We start from the raw sequence: 17,561 nt of genomic DNA on the forward strand, positions 1-17,561 counted from the left end.
GAACTTGAAAAGAATAATAACTTTAAAAATATTCATGATGATTTGTTAGCAATCCAAACAATCATTAATCTTGCCTTAGCAAAAAAAATAAAATAAAAAACATATAACAAAACACTCAACCCGACCGCGCTAACGCGCGGCGGGTTAGCTTAAACGTTATAATAATTGGGGTCATATATGGACACGCCCCTGATTTCAAGTAATAAAATATTTGGGGTCAGAGTAAAATTAAAACTGTAACCGAAATATTTGGGGTCAGAGTAAAATTAAAACTGTAACCGCATGATATTTATAGTTAATTCAAGAATAACTTTACTCTGACCCCATTTAAAATCCAATTTAAATCGGCTAGCATGCCTTTGAGCTGTCCTTAAACATAAGCCAACCACATAAACAGGTAAACAAACCTGTTGCGTTATGCCCTATGACGCGAATCAACCAACCATCTGCACACAAAGCAGGCACTTTTCCTTTATAATGCTTCTTTATTTTATATATTTGTTTAAGGACCATTTTTTGATGATGACACCAAAAGAAATCGTTCACAGTTTAGATTCTCACATTGTTGGCCAAGCTGACGCGAAAAGAGCCGTGGCTATTGCGCTTAGAAACCGCTGGAGACGCAGTCAACTTGGTGATGATTTACGTTCAGAAGTCACTCCAAAAAACATTTTAATGATTGGTCCAACGGGTGTTGGTAAAACTGAAATTGCACGCCGTTTAGCTAAACTGGCTAATGCACCATTCTTAAAGATTGAAGCCACCAAGTTTACCGAAGTGGGTTATGTGGGTCGTGATGTGGATTCTATTATTCGAGACCTCGCGGAAAGTGCGGTAAAAATGACGCGTGAGAACGCCATGCAAAATGTGCAACGTCAGGCAGAAGACAAAGCCGAAGAGCGTATTTTAGATATTCTACTTCCGCCTGCTCGTGGTCGTGAAGAAGAGAGTTATGACAATATGTCTGAGACTCGTCAAAAGTTTCGTAAACGTTTACGTGAAGGCGACCTGGATGACAAGGAAATTGAATTAGACCTTTCTGCCACACCTGCACACGTTGAAATCTTAGGTGCGCCAGGCATGGAAGAGATGACTCAACAACTGCAAGGCATGTTTGAAGGCCTTGGTAAGGGCAAAAAAGAGAAACGTAAACTGCCTATTAAAAAAGCCTTAAAAGCGCTAACGGAAGAAGAAGCACAACGTTTAATCAATGAAGAAGAAATTAAAACTCAAGCGATTGAAAACGTAGAGCAAAACGGTATTGTCTTTATTGATGAGATTGATAAGGTGGCTAAACGTCAAGACGCTGGCGGTGGTGACGTTTCTCGTGAAGGTGTGCAACGTGATTTACTGCCGTTAATTGAAGGTAGCACCATCTCAACCAAATACGGCATGATTAAAACCGACCATATTCTGTTTATTGCCTCAGGTGCATTTCACTTAGCCAAACCATCTGATTTAATTCCTGAACTACAAGGTCGTTTGCCGATTCGAGTGGAGTTAAAATCGTTACGTGTTGAAGACTTTGTACGAATTCTGACTGAGCCAAAAGCGGCTTTAACCACTCAAGCCATCGCCCTTCTGAAAACTGAAGGGGTGGATTTAAGTTTTACCGAAGATGGGATTCAGCGTTTGGCTGAAATTGCCTACCAGGTAAATGAAAGCACAGAAAACATTGGTGCACGTCGTTTACACACGGTATTAGAGCGTTTATTAGAGGATGTCTCTTTTGAAGCGCCGACCATGTCTGGTGCACAAGTTGTAGTGAATGCCGCTATGGTAGATGATCGTTTAGGTGAACTGGCGGTTGACCAAGATTTATCACAATACATTCTGTAAATAGACTTCACGATCAATTGAGTTAACCATGCCACATCCAACCGATATCAAACTGCATCAAAAATCAAAAGCCTTAGAAGTGGCTTTTGATACGGGTGAAACTTTTACCTTTAGCTGTGAGTTTTTGCGAGTTTACTCCCAATCGGCTGAGGTTACAGGGCATGCTCCAGGCCAAGAGGTCTTGCAATTGGACAAGCAAGGTGTAAATATTGTCGATATTACCCCAGTAGGGAATTACGCGGTAAAGTTGCACTTTGATGATGGTCACGATACAGGCCTGTACACTTGGGAACGCCTATACGATTTAGGCAAAAACCAACAAGATTATTGGGTCGATTATTTACGTCGAGTCATGCGTGCTGGGCACACTCACCCAGAGTTAGAAAAATTAAAGCAAAGCATTAAATCAACGGATTAAATGAATCAAAAGGTTCGGTTATGAGTCAAAATAAAAACACCATCGATTTTGGATTTACGGAAGTTCCGCTAGAAGAAAAAGTCAAAAAGGTCAAAGGCGTATTTGACTCAGTAGCAGGTAACTACGACATTATGAATGATGTGATGTCGATGGGGATTCACCGTTTATGGAAACGCAAAACCATTGAATTAAGTGGTGTTCGCCCTGGCAATACCGTGTTGGATTTAGCGGGTGGAACAGGTGACTTGACCAAGGCGTTTGCTAAACGAGTAGGAAGCACTGGCCAGGTAGTATTAGCGGATATTAACGAAAGTATGGTGCGTGTCGGTCGTGACCGTTTAATCAATGAAGGTATTGCAGGCAATGTGGACTACACCATTACCAATGCTGAAGCCTTAGGGTTTCCAGATAACACTTTTGATGTCGCCACCATCGCTTTTGGTTTGCGTAACGTCACCAATAAAGATAAAGCACTTGAAGAGTTATACCGTGTATTAAAGCCTGGTGGACAACTCATGGTGCTTGAGTTCTCTAAAGTCACTCAGCCACTTTTAGCCAAGTTTTATGATTTTTATTCATTCAATATTTTGCCAAAAATGGGCAAAGTGATTGCTGATGATGAAGCCAGTTATCAATATTTAGCCGAATCGATTCGTATGCACCCAGACCAAGAAACCCTTAAGCAGATGATGTTAGATGCGGGGTTTGATAAGGCGGAGTACATTAACATGAACGAGGGGATCGTCGCACTACACCGTGCCTGGAAGTTTTGATTTAGCTGTTCATAGCACCCTGAGCAGTGCTAACTCATCGTCAAAAACGGTCATGTACGATTTGTACACTCCCTTATTTTTCCTTGATTTAGTACCACTCAGAACGCTATGAACTAGCTAAATAGAAAATTTAGAAAAATCATTAAGTAGGTCTGTCAGTGTTCGGTCGTTTACATTTGTAAACTCCTTCTCACTTCCTTGACCTAGTGCACTTTAAGAACTTCTAAATTGCCTAAAACCGATATATTAGTTAATTAGTTGGATTAACGCACTTTACGACCCTCTAAATTAACTAAAACCATTAAATTAATTACACTTATCTTTATCAAATTTAAGATTGGATTTATGTCATGAATAAACAACCAGGCCTGGTAGATTTGAGTTTTTCTAAATCACTTGAATTAGCGATAAATACGGCAATTCATTTGGATGAAGAGCACGGGCGTGTTTTTGAGTCTCTGGATGGCAAAGTGATTGAGTTGATGATTACCCCATTTACTCAGCCACTGTTTTGCTTAATCAACCAAAAGCAAATTGCCATGCAGCGTGAATTAAATGGTGAAGCGGATGCCACGTTAAAAAGTGATATTTCTGAGTGGATTGCTCTGCCATTTAGCCATAACCTTAAAGCAGAAGTTACCGCTGGCGATAAAACCATTGGTAATGAGTTTATTGAAGCACTTAGCCATCTTGAAATTGATTGGGAAGAACATCTCTCGCATTACACAGGCGATTTAGTGGCTTTTAAGGTTGGGCATGGCATTCGTTCTTTTCTTGAACGTAAGCAGACCGCCAAAGCTTATGCAGGCGATACCATTCGTGAATACTTACAGTTTGAAATCAATACCCTACCTACTCGCAACCAAGTAGAGCATTTTGTGAAAGACGTAGAGCAAATTAGCCGCGATATTGAAAAAATGGCTGAACGTATTCAAGCGCTAGTAAACCACACTAAACAATCACAATAACCACTTCTTATAAGATATAAATTCCATGAAGCTATTTAAAAAACTCGCCCGCATTATCAAAATCAACCGAGTGTTGACACACTACCAAATCGACAAAATGATTTTGACCGATACCAAATACGCGTGGCTAATTATTCTTAATAAAATCTTTCCATGGAACTGGCGTACAGGCTCAAATGCTTCACGTGGAGAACGTATTCGCCTATCTTTAGAAGAGTTAGGCCCTATTTTTATTAAACTTGGCCAAGCCTTATCAACCCGTAAAGATTTACTACCTCACGATATTTCTCTTGAATTAGCCAAACTACAAGATGATTGCCCTCCTTTTGATGAAACTCACTCATTGCAACTGATTGAAAAAGGGCTAAAACAATCGGTTGAAGAAGCGTTTGCGACATTCAATCCGGTGCCAATGGCGTCTGCTTCTATTGCCCAAGTACATGAAGCCACTTTGCACTCAGGCACAGAAGTGGTGGTTAAAGTCGTTCGTCCAGACATCAAACCGGTGATTGAACAAGATGTGGCGATTATGTTTAGCTTAGCTAAGCTTTTAGAAGCCGCCGTTAAAATTGCACGCCGCCTACACCCTGTTGAAGTGGTGGCTGAGTTTGAAAAAACCATTTTAGACGAACTCGATATGATTCGTGAGGCGGCGAATGCTGGCCAATTAAAGCGTAACTTTGAAGGTTCAGAACTTTTATATGTACCTGAAGTCTATTGGTCACACACCTCTGAAAGCGTGATGACCATGGAGCGCATTCGTGGGATTCGTATTAGTGAAACCGAAAAGCTGATTGAAGCTGGCATCGATTTAACTGACTTAAGCGCCAAGGGTGTGATTATCTTCTTTACCCAGGTATTCAAACACAACTTCTTCCACGCGGACATGCACCCTGGAAATATCTTTGTTTTACCAGACGGACGTTATGCCGCGATTGATTTTGGGATTATGGGCACCCTAACCCCTGAAGATCAACGTTATTTGGCCGAGAACTTTTTAGCCTTCTTTAACCGCGATTATTTACGTGTTTCTGAACTGCATATTGAATCGGAATGGGTGCCAAGAGACACCCGTGTAAATGAATTAGAATCTGCCATTCGTTCAGTATGCGAACCTATTTGGGATCGCCCGCTTAAAGAGATCTCTTTTGGTTTAGTGTTAATGCGTCTGTTTCAAACAGCGCGTCGCTTTGGCATGGAAGTACAACCTCAACTGGTATTACTGCAAAAAACCTTACTAAATATTGAAGGTTTAGGCCGCCAGCTAGATGATGAGTTAGACCTTTGGGATACCGCAAAACCGTTTTTAGAAGATTGGATGCAAGAACGTGTAGGACCAAAAGGCTTAGCCAAAAAAATCAAAAGTAATTTGCCATTCTGGATGGAACAAGCCCCAGAGATACCAGGCCTGGTATATAGCACGTTAAATAAGCTATCACATCAAGGGTTGAGTATTCAATCACAGCAGATTGCCAAAATTGAGGCACAACTACAACAACAAAATCGCCAACAGCGTCAAAGAGCCATTGGTTTTGTATTGATTTTATTTGGTCTGTTACTCCCCATTGAATCTAGCTATCAGGATTGGATTCAACTTGGTTTACTGATTACGGGTGGATTGTTTTTAATCAAAAAATAATCCACTATTTTGCCGTTGTACGCAGAGGAATGTTCATGAAAAAACTGTTATTCATCATTACTGTCTTGAGCCTATTAACCGCATGCGCTAGCTCTTACCCGCTTGGCATGAGTGAAGAACAATGGAAATCTATCACCCCAGAAGAACGCCAAGCCCTGTTATTAAAACAACAGCAGTATGAAGAAGAGCAAAGAGCGATTCGCATGAAAACGGCAGCTGAAGAACGCAAGCTGCAACTCCAACAAGAGATGGTTGAAAGAGAGCGTTTAGATCGTCTCTACAGCGACCCAACAAATGGTAATGTTATGATGATTAACATCCTCGGTGGAAGCTATTCTTACGGCAAAACGGTCAAAAGAGTACTTGAAGACAGTTATGAAATTGCCCGTGGTGAAACCAAAAAAATCGAATTGGCTCTTGAAGACCCCAAAAAACATTACAATTCAACAGAAACCATCTATTTGCAGTACAGCATGAACGGCAATGCAATCTACCTTTTTCTGGATAACCCAAACTATAACTCTAGCAAACGTATCGCACTATTACGTGACGGAAACTGGAGCTGTGGAAGCAACTATGAAAAAAACCTACATGGCTCTTATGAGCGTTTAAAAAACATGACTTTTTTTGTAAAAGAGATGGGAAGCAGTTGTAATCTAAGAAGACGTCACTATTAATACCCTAAGCAATTACTCAAACAAGGAAATAAGGCATGCGCACTAAAATCTTAGGCTTAAGTTTAACTTTAGCTTTATTACTGCCTGTATCAAATAGCCAAGCTGGCGAAATTTTACCGCTTGCTGTTGATTTGCAAAAAACCGCTAAAACCGCTGAAAAACACAATATCCCTGTTGTGGTTTTCTTTACCGCAACCTGGTGTAACTACTGTAAAAAGCTTGAAGAGAATATTCTTCATCCTCTGCTAGAAACCACCAATATTGAAAACTACGCCGAGTTTAGACAAATCATTATGGACAAAGCGCATTGGCAAATGAAAGATTTTTCAGGTAACGATATAGAGATGAAAACCTTTGCCCCATCGCAAAAGGTCATTGTTGCACCAACAACCTACGTATACAACTCACAAGGCGAGCTGATTGCCGAACCTATTCTTGGCTTAACTTTAGAAGAGTTTTACCCAGGTAACTTAGAAAAAGCCATTAACCAAGGTCTTAAAGCCCTTGGTAATGAAAAACGTTTGGACATCTACAAAATGGTTGAAGAAAGTAAAATTAAATATTAACCAACACTTTTGTTCTAAGTAAACAGGCCTCAATTGAGGCCTTTTTATTAATGCCGTTTTTAACGGGGTTCACTTAATAAGGGTAACGCTAAAATCACATCTTTATCTCTATCCAGGGCTTGAATCAATAAATCGTAAGAATCGGTTGGCTTAACATCTACAATCATTGACTGCGGATTAGGTAATGGACTTAACGCTTTAAATTGGTAACGATTAATTACCTTTTTTAAATCATTTTTACGATAGGTTTTAATAATAAAAGTACCCGTAATAACGGCATTATGCCCAGTCTGTTTATTTAATAAAACAGGCATAAACTCTATAAACAGTTCACTTGAGGGCAAACCCTTTTTAAAAGGTGCGCACGTCTCTTTAGTAAACCAAGAAGTAGCTGTTTGATAAACATACCAAGCACCATGATTCTCTAATAAAGATAACTGCCACTCCTTAGGCATTGCGCTAGGCGTTGTCATACTCGCAACACGCATTGATTGCGGCTTATATTCCTGATTACCCGCCATTTGTGCAACTAATTGACAAGGTTCTGCATATGACCAGGCCTGGTAACTTTGAAAAGATAAAAAACACACTAAAGCCAATCGCAATCTATTCACAACAATCATTCCAAAATTAAAGAAAATATCATAACAAACCTACAAGCAAACACATGCATATATAAAAAACAGACCTGTTAAATAATCGATTAAAATAAATCTCACTAGTACACAACAATTTAGGTGGTAGCTATGTTTGCAATATACAACATTGAAGGTCGACGTTTTAGAGATAACCTTGAGAAATTAAAAAAAGTCCACTCACCTCATAAAAATCAACAAGCGGACTTTCACCAAAATATCGCCCAAGATGAAACCGTCATTATTCAAGGCACCGCTACTGAAAAAATCAATTCTCAAGGAATAGACGCCTACAGAAAAATGTTACATGCCAATGAAAGAACACAAATCTTTCATGCCTACCAAGTAATGAATCACCCCGTCACAACACTCCCACCAGAAACGCCTATCCAAGAGGCCTACCACCTCTTTAAGACCCATCAAGTCAATCAAATGCCCGTTAGCACACATCAAATGCAACTTATTGGGCTAGTCACCATTAGAGACCTTTTGGCCTATATTATCGAAGATGGCGACCAAATCTCATTTGTAAAAAACAAAACCGTACAAGACGCCATGTCATCAGAAGTGATAACGGCTGACCCAATATCAGACGTAAGACGAATCGCCAGTGTCATGCTCGACTACGACGTGACCGCCGTACCCATTGTAAACCAACAAGACCACCTAGTCGGCATAGTAACCCGTAGCGACCTACTCAAAGCGATGCTAAATGATCCACCGCTCAGCCTATGGAGCTAATAACGCCGAGTTTAAAGTAAAGCAACAACAATAACTAACCAGGCCTGGGTAAATTGAATAGACACAAAAAAACCCGCTTTCAAATCCATGAAAGCGGGTTTTAAAATATGGTGGCTACACCGGGATTTGAACCTGGGACCCCATCATTATGAGTGATGTGCTCTAACCAGCTGAGCTATGTAGCCAAAATGTGCGCGTATTATAAAACCTAGGGGAAATATGTCAACCTAATCAAGTGACTATTTGACACTTTTTTTACAGAGTCTCTTGTGTTTTTACCAGGCCTGGTAAATTACGGTCATAAAATAAAAGAGCCTTTAATGTATCAAATCCAATTTTGCGGTTATTGGAAGCTTGAGGTAACTCAAGAAGAGTAAAAATTTAAATTTAGAGTTTATTGCTTTCTAAGTAGGTGCAAGGCAAGGTAGGAGATGGGAGCTTACGAATTGTAAGTGAGCATTTCCTTAACGCAGAATAGTGCCTGTTTAGGAAACAATAAAACCAAAGGGCCTTTAATTTATCAAACCCAATTTTGCTGTTATTGGGAGCTTGAAGTCGCTCAAGACAAGGCAGAAAATTTGAGCTTACAAGTGTAAGTGATGATTTTCTAACGCAGTATTGGCTTACCTCAAGCTTTCAAGAATAGTGAAAATTCAAATTTAAAATTTATTACTTTCTAAGCCGGTGCTAGGCAAGGTAGAAAATGTGAGCTTACAATTGTAAGTGATCATTTTCTTAACGCAGAATAGTGCCTGCTTAGGAAGTAATAAAACTAAATTTTAGACGTTGAAGCGGAAATGCATGACATCCCCGTCTTGCACAATATATTCTTTACCTTCTAAACGCTGTTTACCTGCGGCTTTTGCCCCTGCATCACCTTTGTTATCAACAAAGTCTTGATAGGCTGTAACTTCGGCACGGATAAACCCTTTTTCGAAGTCGGTATGAATGACACCTGCGGCTTGTGGAGCGGTTGCGCCCTTTTTCACTGTCCAGGCACGAACTTCTTTTACACCCGCTGTGAAGTAAGTTTGTAATCCTAAAAGCTCATAACCCGCACGAATAACACGATTTAGACCTGGTTCATCTTGCCCCATTTCTTCTAAAAAATCCGCTTTGTCTTCGTCGTCTAACTGGGCAATTTCTTCTTCTAATGAGGCACAAATCGCGACCACAATTGCATTTTGTTCATCAGCCAAAGTTTTTACAGAATCGAGTAGAGGGTTGTTTTCAAAACCATCTTCATTGACATTGGCGATGTACATCATTGGCTTAACGGTTAGTAGGTGTAAATCTCTTAATTCTTTAAGTTCATCATCCGATAAACCCATTAAGCGAACCAATTTGCCTTCTTCTAGCTCTTTTAAGACTTTTTGTAGAATGACCATTCGAGCCGTCGCTTCTTTGTCACCACTTTTGGCAATACGCTGTACTTTTTGAATCGCTTTTTCAATCGATTCCATATCGGCAAAAATCAGTTCCATATTGATGATTTCAATATCAGAAATTGGGTCAACCTTCCCTGCAACGTGAACGATATCGTCATTTTCAAAACAACGAACAACTTGCACAATTGCATCTGTTTCACGGATATTTGCTAAGAACTTGTTACCAAGCCCCTCACCTTTAGAAGCCCCTTCTACCAGGCCTGCAATATCCATAAAATCAACGGTTGCTGAAAGTGTTCTTTCAGGATTAACAATGGCGGCTAGCGCGGCTTCACGTTCATCTGGAACGGGAACAACACCAACGTTTGGCTCTATAGTACAAAACGGATAGTTTGCTGATTCAATACCTGCATTAGTTAATGCATTAAATAGAGTAGATTTACCAACGTTGGGTAAGCCTACGATACCGCATTTAATTGCCATGCTGTGTCTCCTGAAAACGGAATAATTAGTAATAAATTTTTATTTAGAAACGGTTTGATAACATTATGGTTTTGTATGCAATTCTTGCATCGCTTTAGCAAGATCACCTTTCACTAGATCAGGTACAACACGAGTGGCTTCATAACTGGCGTCATCAATCAGTTGTCGATCGGTCTTAGATGGATTTTTAAGCACATAATCCACCACTAGGTCTTTATGACCTGGATGACCGACACCTAATCGTAAACGCATAAACTCTTTGCCCATTGCAGCAATGGTATCGCGCAGCCCATTGTGCCCACCATGGCCACCGCCGACTTTGAGTTTTGCTGTACCTGTTGGTAAATCAAGTTCATCATGGGCTACAAGAATGGATTCGACTGGAATTTTATAAAACTTTGCCAGCGCTTGAATAGACTGACCACTTCGGTTCATAAAGGTGGTTGGTTTAAGTAACCAAAAGTCTAATCCGTTTGATTGAACCCGTGCCGCTAATCCAAGAAACTTGGTTTCTGGACGAAACTCTACACCGTATTGTCTAGCAACTTCGTCCACAAACCAAAAACCGGCGTTATGTCGGGTCTGCTCATATTTATCGCCTGGATTTCCCAGACCAACAATTAATTGAACAGATGACATAACGCCGGCTCTCTTTTACAGTATTGAATAACGCGTATTTGGCTTAGCAAGCCAAACCAAATAGTTATTAAGCTTTACTTACGCTTAGGTGCACCAATGTTTACAACCGCTTGGTCATAATCTGCATTACCGTGAGATAAGGCAGTTAAGATAACACCTTCTGGCATAACTAACTGAGAAAGACGCATACTTGTACCAGCATTCATTGCTGAAACATCTACGTCAATCTTAGTAGGTAGGTCTTTAGCTAAACAGCTAACTTCAACCGTTGCTTGTAAGAAAGACATTAGACCACCCAATTTAACACCTGGTGACTTAGCTTGACCAACAAAGTTCAATGGAACTTTCTTAGTTAGTTTGTTGTTAGCACCTGCACGTTGTAAATCGATGTGTGATACTTCACCTGTAGAAGGATGACGCTGAATGTCTTTAACAACACAAGACTCAGATTCACCACCAGTAACATCTACTGTTAATACAGAGTTAAAGTTATCGTTGTTTTGGAAAGCCTTCTTAATGAAGTTTCCTGAAAATGATACAGATACTGCATCTTTACCAGCACCATAGATAATTGCTGGTACTTTACCCGTATTACGAAGGCGGCGGCTCGCACCTTTCCCTTCTTCTGTACGGATTTCTGCTGTCCAATTTTGGCTCATTTGATTTCTCCAAATATCGTAGTTTTTGTAACACTTTTAATATGGTCGGCTGTCAAAGCCTAAAAACTACTAAATTAAAACATCTCATGTCCGCGACCAAACATGAGGGAAGCGAGCATTATACTTAAAACTCAATAATTTACCACTCTTTTTCTGCATTTTTATATTGTCTTTTCAGGCAGAAACAAATGAGAAATCCAGTTAATTAGGGCGGCTTTATACAGGAGTAAACCCCATAAACTAAAAAAGCACTCTTAAAGAGTGCTTTTTATAAACGTAGCAGCTTAAAGTTAATGCTTCATTAAGGCCGTCACTGACTCTTCTAAGTTTACGCGACGTATTGTTTCACCCAGCATCTTTGAAATAGATACACGACGAATTTTTGAACAAGATTTAGCTTCAGCACTTTCAGGAATTGAATCGGTTACAACCACTTCTTTTAAGACTGAACCTTCAATATTTTCAACGGCAGGCCCTGACAATACAGCGTGAACAACATAAGCTGAAACACTTTTAGCACCACGCTCCATTAAAGCAGCAGCCGCTTTACATAATGTGCCCGCTGTATCCACCATATCATCGACAATGATACAATCATGGCCTTCAATATCACCAATAATATTCATCACTTGAGCCACATTGGCTTTAGGACGACGTTTATCGATAATGGCCATATCGGCATTAATGGCTTTTGCAACGGCTCTTGCTCGAACCACTCCACCCATATCAGGTGAAACAATCGTGACATTATCCAGATTGTAATTCTGTTGCATATCCTCTACCAAAAGAGGAGAACCGTAGATATTATCTACAGGAACGTTAAAGAAACCTTGAATCTGATCCGAGTGTAAATCAACCGTGACTACACGATCTGCCCCTGCTGCGGTAATCATATCGGCCGCTAAACGTGCCGTAATAGGTACACGAGCTGAATAAGGACGACGATCTTGACGTGCAAAACCGTAATAAGGAATAACAGCGGTGATACGAGCGGCTGAAGCACGTTTAAGTGCATCAATCATCACAAGCATTTCCATCAGATTTACGGCTGGTTCAGGGGTACAGGTTGGTTGCAGAACATAGACATCTTGTCCACGAACGGATTCTTTAATCTCGACCATGATTTCACCATCACTAAAACGACCTACGTCGGCTTTACCTAATGGGATATCTAAATATTGTGAGATTTTTTCAGCGAGACTGACGTTTGCGTTACCCGCAAAGATCATGACATTTTTGTTAGCCATTTAAGGCGCTCCTGTTCGAGGAAAAAATGACTTGGGAATTCGGTAGGATATTGGCAGGGCTGGCAGGATTCGAACCTGCGGTACACTGGATCAAAACCAGATGCCTTACCGCTTGGCTACAGCCCTTTAATATCGTTGTCGTTAAAGACAGGTGCGTATTATCCATTTATTTCTATTAAGTTCAAGTCTAAATTTTAAACTTTATGAAAAAAAACTTACAACCCACAACCTTACTTTGTATTTCCTAATTCCAACTCATTGATTAAATTCTGAACTCTGTCATTTTGTAAAAAATTCTGATGATATTTTTTCCATAATGATTTTGCTCGATTGATTTCTTGATTCTGCCAATAGACTGTAACGAGATGAATAAGCACTTCATCATCCTTTTCAATGGCAAAAGCCATATTTAAATACTTTAAGGCTTCGTCAAACTGGTTTACCTGATAAAAATACCAACCCAAACTATCTAAAATATAATAACTTTCTGGTTGAATCGATAAAGCCTTTTTTAGTAAAACATAAGCTTGATCTAACTTCATCTTTTGTTCTACATAGTAATAACCTAATGCATTCAATGCATCGGTATCATTACCATCAATTTTAAGCACTCTTAACAAGTTGGCTTCATAGTCGTCAAATTTTTCTAGTTTATAAAACAGTAAAGATTGAGCCTTTAACATTTCAACGTTATTTTCATCCAAACTTAACGCTTTGCTATAGAGAGTTACGGCTTCAAGATTTTTTTCATCTGCACTGGTAAAAATCGCCTTAGCACGCAAAACCTTAACTTGATCCTCTACTGTTTTAGCACTAATACTATTCAGTACTTCAAAAGCTTTTTGGGTATTTTTTTCAGCAAAATATATTTCAGACAAATGCAACTGAGCGTCAAGCGAATAGTTCTCATCGGTCACTGTTTTAAACATCTGCTCTGCTAAAGCATTACGACCATTATCCTGGTACAAAACACCTAAGTAGTAGTTACCAACGGACTCATAAAGCTTATTTGCTTTCACTTTAATCAAATTCTGTTCTGCAGATTCATACTCTTGCAGCTCCATTTGAATTAAAGCCAACGACAGTAAAGAGGTATAGGCCTCTGGTTCTGACTTTAGTATAAATTCATAACGATTCTTAGCATCCGTATAGCGTTTTGCCTGAACCTCTAAGCGAGCCACTCTCTCTTGAATTAATAGATCATCAGGCGAGCTGTCTAAGTAAGGGGTTATGGCGCGGATACCGCTCTCTGGATTACCGCTCATTAAATAAAGCTTTGACAGCAAATTATAAAAAATGGGTAAAGATTTTTCATAATCCTCTTTTGGCAATAGAGGTTTTGCTTTTTCAAGCGCAACAATGCCTATTTCTGGATTTTGATAAACAATTGATATCATTCCTAATCCATAATAAGCGGCCCATTCATCTTTATATTTTTGTGTTAAAGCTTGAAAAAACTCGGTTCCAGGCTTTTTAGGCACAGTTGATGCCACTTTATTGGCTGTACTAATCAACTCATCGGCAAGCGAATTGTTTGATAACTTAATATAAGTTTCCCACTCTTCTATGGCTTTACTTATATTTTCGTGTCTTAATGTAAGCAAAAAAGAAGCTCTCCAAGCCACAGCAGATTCAGGATCAACCTCTCTCCAATGCTGTGTTGCCTTCTCAATATTGGTCACATCGTAGCTTGCCATAGCAACCTGAAAAGTCCGCTCCGCTAAGGCTTTATCTTTTGTCTGAACTGCCAGTGGATACAAAACCTCAAATGCCGATGCTGCTTGACCTTTTTGCACCATCATCTCTGCGGCTAAAATCTCAAACATAGAACCTGAGTCTAATGAAATGTTTTCAGCCGCAACCGTTTTGCGGTTAGATTTGGAATCACTGCTTATGGCTTTTTCACTATTTTGAGCTGTTGACTCATCTTTAATAGCCGTGGTTAGACCACAACCTGAAAGCAGTAAAAAACCACTTACCAGGCCTGGTAACAACCAAGCCGTACTAAAAAAGCTCAATACATCAGCTTGTTCAGTTTTATTAGTTTTGTTACGGTTCATAAACATCTTCAATTAAATAGTTCCTTTAATCTTTGAAGAATCACGGATACGCATCTCTTTTAAAAAGCACCACGAAATAGAAGTTTCATTCTAGGGCATTTATAAACAGATTTGCGAAAATCTAGCCTTTTAGATGATCTAAAAAGACTTTATTTGAGCATTATTTAACCTAGCATTTTACCCATTCATAAGATAAGCATGCCTATCTTGTTATTATTTAAGAGCATAGAGCAAAGCTCAAACTGGCAAAATAGATTATTATTTCATTGAAATTTCTCCCCAAAAACTTGCAATTTCACTGTTTTTTTAGCAAAATTACGCCTCTTTAGTTGTAGATAACATCTGCCAAATCTAAGTAACGGTAAAGCCTTAAATTTTATGAAACTATGTACCCTTGGCGTAAATCACGAAACGGCACCTGTCGATATCCGTGAAACAGTTTCATTTAGTAGTGAATCGGCATTAAGAGCAATAGAAGAACTCAAGCAACAAGCGTTGGTTTCTGAATGCATAATTTTGTCTACCTGTAACCGTACTGAAATCTACTGTATTTTAAAAGAATCTCACTTAGAAGAGTCTATTCACAACTGGCTACACAACTTTTTTGAACTCGATAGTAAGTCCCTTTCTCCTTACCTATATGTGCATCATGATTTAGAAGCGGTAAAGCACATTATGCGAGTGGCAAGCGGCCTAAACTCTTTAGTACTCGGTGAACCGCAAATTTTTGGTCAAATCAAAGACGCCTATAATAACGCCCATAAAGCCTCAAGCATTCATCAAGTTTTAGAAAACTTGTTTCAACATATTTTTAAAACCGTCAAACAGGTGCGTACTGATACGGCGATTGGAAACAGCCCTATTTCAGTTGCCTTTTCGGCTGTCTCGCTTTCTAAACAATTTTTTGGTGACTTATCGGAGCAAACAGCCCTTTTACTAGGGGCTGGTGAAACTATTGAACTGGTTGCACGCCATTTAAAAGAGACCAATATTGGCAATATGATTATTGCCAATCGTACATTTGAACGCGCTCATAAACTGGCAGAAAGCGTTGGTGGTTATGCAATCCAACTCGATGAAATTGACGCACACCTCCACAAAGCCGATATTATTATTGGCTCTACTGGTAGCCCTGATGCCATTCTTAAACAAGATTCCGTTAAAACGGCTTTAAAAAAGCGTAAGAATCGCCCCATGTTTATGGTAGATATTGCCGTACCGCGTGACATTGAAGCGAGCATTGGTGATTTAAATAACGTCTACTTATACACCGTGGATGACCTGCAAGAGATTATTGAAACCAGCAAGCAGTCTCGCCAAAGCGCAGCACTTGAAGCCGAAGAGATTATTGAGCTGCAAGCGCAACATTTTGTTACACAACTTCAAGCCACTCAACAAATCAAACCAGTTATTCAAGCGTATCGTCAACAGTCTATACACATTAAAGAGGCGGCATTAGACCACGCTTTGCATCAACTCGAGCAAGGGGTAAACGCTGAAGAGATTATCAAGCGCCTTGCCAATCAGTTAACTAATAGATTAATTCATACCCCAACCAAACAACTCAACCAAGCTGGCATGAATGGTAATAAAGCCTTAATCGAAGCCGCTGAAACCCTTTTGATTTGTGAAGAAGAGCCAAAAACGTTAAACAAATCAAATCATTAAATTTTGGTTATTAAACCACCCCACTTTAAATATTGAGAAACGCCCGTGAAAGATTCAATTCGCACAAAACTAGAACTTTTAGTAGAACGCCTGGATGAGGTTAATGCCCTTATGTCCGATCCTAGCGTTATTAGCGACCAGAAGCAGTTCACCGCACTCAACAAAGAGTATGCGCAAATCACCCCAGTTGTAGAAACCTTTAAAGCATTTTGTAATACTGAAGGTGACATTGCCGAAGCTAAAGAGATGATGCAATCTGGCGATGCCGATTTAAAAGAGATGGCGCAAGAAGAGCTACCAGAACTTGAAGCACAAATTGGGCAATATGAAATTGATTTACAAACCATGATGCTGCCAAAAGACCCTAACGATGACGCCAACATCTTCTTGGAAATTCGTGCTGGAACAGGTGGTGATGAAGCGGCTATTTTTGCAGGTGACTTGTTCAGAATGTACAGCCGCTTTGCTGAAAAAATGCGCTGGCAAGTTGAAGTTATTAACACCAATGAAGGTGAACACGGTGGTTATAAAGAGATCATAGCCCGTATTATTGGTGATGGTGCTTATTCACAATTGAAGTTTGAATCAGGCGCACACCGTGTACAACGTGTACCCGCCACTGAAACGCAAGGCCGTGTTCATACTTCAGCTGCAACCGTTGTTATTATGGCTGAAGCACCCGATGTTGAGCAAATTGAATTGAACCCTGCCGACTTAAAAGTAGACACTTTCCGTGCTTCGGGTGCAGGTGGGCAGCACGTAAACAAAACCGACTCAGCTATTCGTATTACACACATCCCAACAGGCACCGTTGTGGAATGCCAAGATGAGCGCTCTCAACATAAAAACCGTGCGCGTGCTATGTCACTTTTAGCTGCCCGCATTATGGATGCTAAACAACAAGTACATGATGCTGAAATTGCCCAAGAACGTAAAAGTTTAGTCGGTACAGGTGACCGTTCTGACCGTATTCGCACCTATAACTATCCGCAAGGCCGGGTGACCGACCATCGCATAAACTTAACTTTATACAAATTAGATGAAGTGATGAACGGTGGTTTAGACCAAGTGGTTGGCCCATTAGTTCAAGAACATCAAGCGGAACTTTTAGCCACACTAAGCGGAGAAGCCTAAGTCTTAGACTAGGCCCGCCATCTTACG

At 40.0% G+C, this 17,561-nt stretch carries 16 protein-coding genes and 2 tRNA genes; 10 read left to right on the forward strand and 8 right to left on the reverse strand.

The window, feature by feature from the left end; all coding sequences use genetic code 11:
- Window positions 1-519: 519 nt before the first annotated feature.
- The 7 genes from hslU to A379_RS04690 all read left to right on the forward strand — a co-directional run bounded on the left by hslU (window position 520) and on the right by A379_RS04690 (window position 6,880).
- Window positions 520-1,839 carry an ATP-dependent protease ATPase subunit HslU gene (hslU, locus tag A379_RS04660; RefSeq protein WP_040726170.1) on the forward strand — a complete coding sequence of 440 codons (1,320 nt, stop codon included), beginning with the start codon at window positions 520-522 and terminating at the stop codon, window positions 1,837-1,839.
- Between the two features lie 28 nt (window positions 1,840-1,867).
- Entirely contained in the window at window positions 1,868-2,257 is a 390-nt protein-coding gene (locus A379_RS04665; RefSeq protein ID WP_040726172.1) for a gamma-butyrobetaine hydroxylase-like domain-containing protein, read from the forward strand.
- A 20-nt stretch (window positions 2,258-2,277) separates the two neighbouring features.
- Window positions 2,278-3,030, forward strand: a complete 753-nt coding sequence (ubiE, locus tag A379_RS04670; RefSeq protein ID WP_040726173.1) for a bifunctional demethylmenaquinone methyltransferase/2-methoxy-6-polyprenyl-1,4-benzoquinol methylase UbiE — start codon at window positions 2,278-2,280, stop codon at window positions 3,028-3,030.
- Window positions 3,031-3,380: 350 nt separating this feature from the next.
- On the forward strand, window positions 3,381-3,998 hold the full coding sequence (locus tag A379_RS12605; RefSeq protein WP_051145010.1) for an SCP2 domain-containing protein: 618 nt from the start codon (window positions 3,381-3,383) through the stop codon (window positions 3,996-3,998).
- Between the two features lie 25 nt (window positions 3,999-4,023).
- Window positions 4,024-5,637 carry a ubiquinone biosynthesis regulatory protein kinase UbiB gene (gene ubiB, locus A379_RS04680; protein ID WP_040726175.1) on the forward strand — a complete coding sequence of 538 codons (1,614 nt, stop codon included), beginning with the start codon at window positions 4,024-4,026 and terminating at the stop codon, window positions 5,635-5,637.
- Window positions 5,638-5,672: 35 nt separating this feature from the next.
- Window positions 5,673-6,314, forward strand: coding sequence for a hypothetical protein (locus A379_RS12610; RefSeq protein WP_051145011.1), 642 nt, complete (start codon window positions 5,673-5,675; stop codon window positions 6,312-6,314).
- A gap of 35 nt (window positions 6,315-6,349) precedes the next feature.
- Window positions 6,350-6,880: a thioredoxin fold domain-containing protein gene (locus A379_RS04690; protein ID WP_040726177.1), complete on the forward strand. Its 531-nt coding sequence runs from the start codon at window positions 6,350-6,352 to the stop codon at window positions 6,878-6,880.
- A gap of 59 nt (window positions 6,881-6,939) precedes the next feature.
- On the opposite strand, the gene A379_RS04695 is transcribed toward A379_RS04690, so the two are convergent.
- Window positions 6,940-7,494 carry a hypothetical protein gene (locus tag A379_RS04695; RefSeq protein WP_157832342.1) on the reverse strand — a complete coding sequence of 185 codons (555 nt, stop codon included), beginning with the start codon at window positions 7,492-7,494 and terminating at the stop codon, window positions 6,940-6,942.
- Between the two features lie 132 nt (window positions 7,495-7,626).
- On the opposite strand from A379_RS04695, the gene A379_RS04700 reads away from it, so the two are divergent.
- Window positions 7,627-8,256, forward strand: coding sequence for an HPP family protein (locus A379_RS04700; RefSeq protein WP_040726181.1), 630 nt, complete (start codon window positions 7,627-7,629; stop codon window positions 8,254-8,256).
- Window positions 8,257-8,364: 108 nt separating this feature from the next.
- On the opposite strand, the gene A379_RS04705 is transcribed toward A379_RS04700, so the two are convergent.
- The 7 genes from A379_RS04705 to A379_RS04735 form a co-directional block, all read right to left on the reverse strand.
- Window positions 8,365-8,441, reverse strand: a tRNA-Met gene (locus A379_RS04705).
- 594 nt (window positions 8,442-9,035) lie between these two features.
- Complete coding sequence (gene ychF, locus A379_RS04710; RefSeq protein WP_040726183.1) at window positions 9,036-10,127, reverse strand: redox-regulated ATPase YchF; 1,092 nt, start codon at window positions 10,125-10,127, stop codon at window positions 9,036-9,038.
- A gap of 63 nt (window positions 10,128-10,190) precedes the next feature.
- Window positions 10,191-10,766, reverse strand: a complete 576-nt coding sequence (gene pth / locus A379_RS04715) for an aminoacyl-tRNA hydrolase (protein ID WP_040726184.1) — start codon at window positions 10,764-10,766, stop codon at window positions 10,191-10,193.
- Window positions 10,767-10,840: 74 nt separating this feature from the next.
- Window positions 10,841-11,425, reverse strand: a complete 585-nt coding sequence (locus A379_RS04720) for a 50S ribosomal protein L25/general stress protein Ctc (protein ID WP_040726186.1) — start codon at window positions 11,423-11,425, stop codon at window positions 10,841-10,843.
- A 290-nt stretch (window positions 11,426-11,715) separates the two neighbouring features.
- Window positions 11,716-12,672 (reverse strand): ribose-phosphate pyrophosphokinase, encoded by a 957-nt coding sequence (locus A379_RS04725; protein WP_040726187.1) that lies wholly within the window; start codon window positions 12,670-12,672, stop codon window positions 11,716-11,718.
- Window positions 12,673-12,723: 51 nt separating this feature from the next.
- A tRNA-Gln gene (locus A379_RS04730) sits at window positions 12,724-12,798 on the reverse strand.
- Between the two features lie 104 nt (window positions 12,799-12,902).
- Window positions 12,903-14,732, reverse strand: coding sequence for a tetratricopeptide repeat protein (locus A379_RS04735; protein ID WP_157832343.1), 1,830 nt, complete (start codon window positions 14,730-14,732; stop codon window positions 12,903-12,905).
- Window positions 14,733-15,110: 378 nt separating this feature from the next.
- Here A379_RS04735 and hemA point away from each other — a divergent pair, with 378 nt between their 5' ends.
- Together hemA and prfA are read left to right on the forward strand one after the other, a co-directional pair.
- A complete protein-coding gene (hemA, locus tag A379_RS04740; protein ID WP_040726191.1) occupies window positions 15,111-16,400 on the forward strand; it encodes a glutamyl-tRNA reductase in 1,290 nt (429 codons plus the stop codon).
- A 45-nt stretch (window positions 16,401-16,445) separates the two neighbouring features.
- On the forward strand, window positions 16,446-17,534 hold the full coding sequence (gene prfA / locus A379_RS04745) for a peptide chain release factor 1 (protein WP_040726194.1): 1,089 nt from the start codon (window positions 16,446-16,448) through the stop codon (window positions 17,532-17,534).
- Window positions 17,535-17,561 lie beyond the last annotated feature (27 nt).

The sequence above is a fragment of the Thiomicrorhabdus sp. Kp2 genome, assembly GCF_000478585.1.
Classification (GTDB): domain Bacteria; phylum Pseudomonadota; class Gammaproteobacteria; order Thiomicrospirales; family Thiomicrospiraceae; genus Thiomicrorhabdus.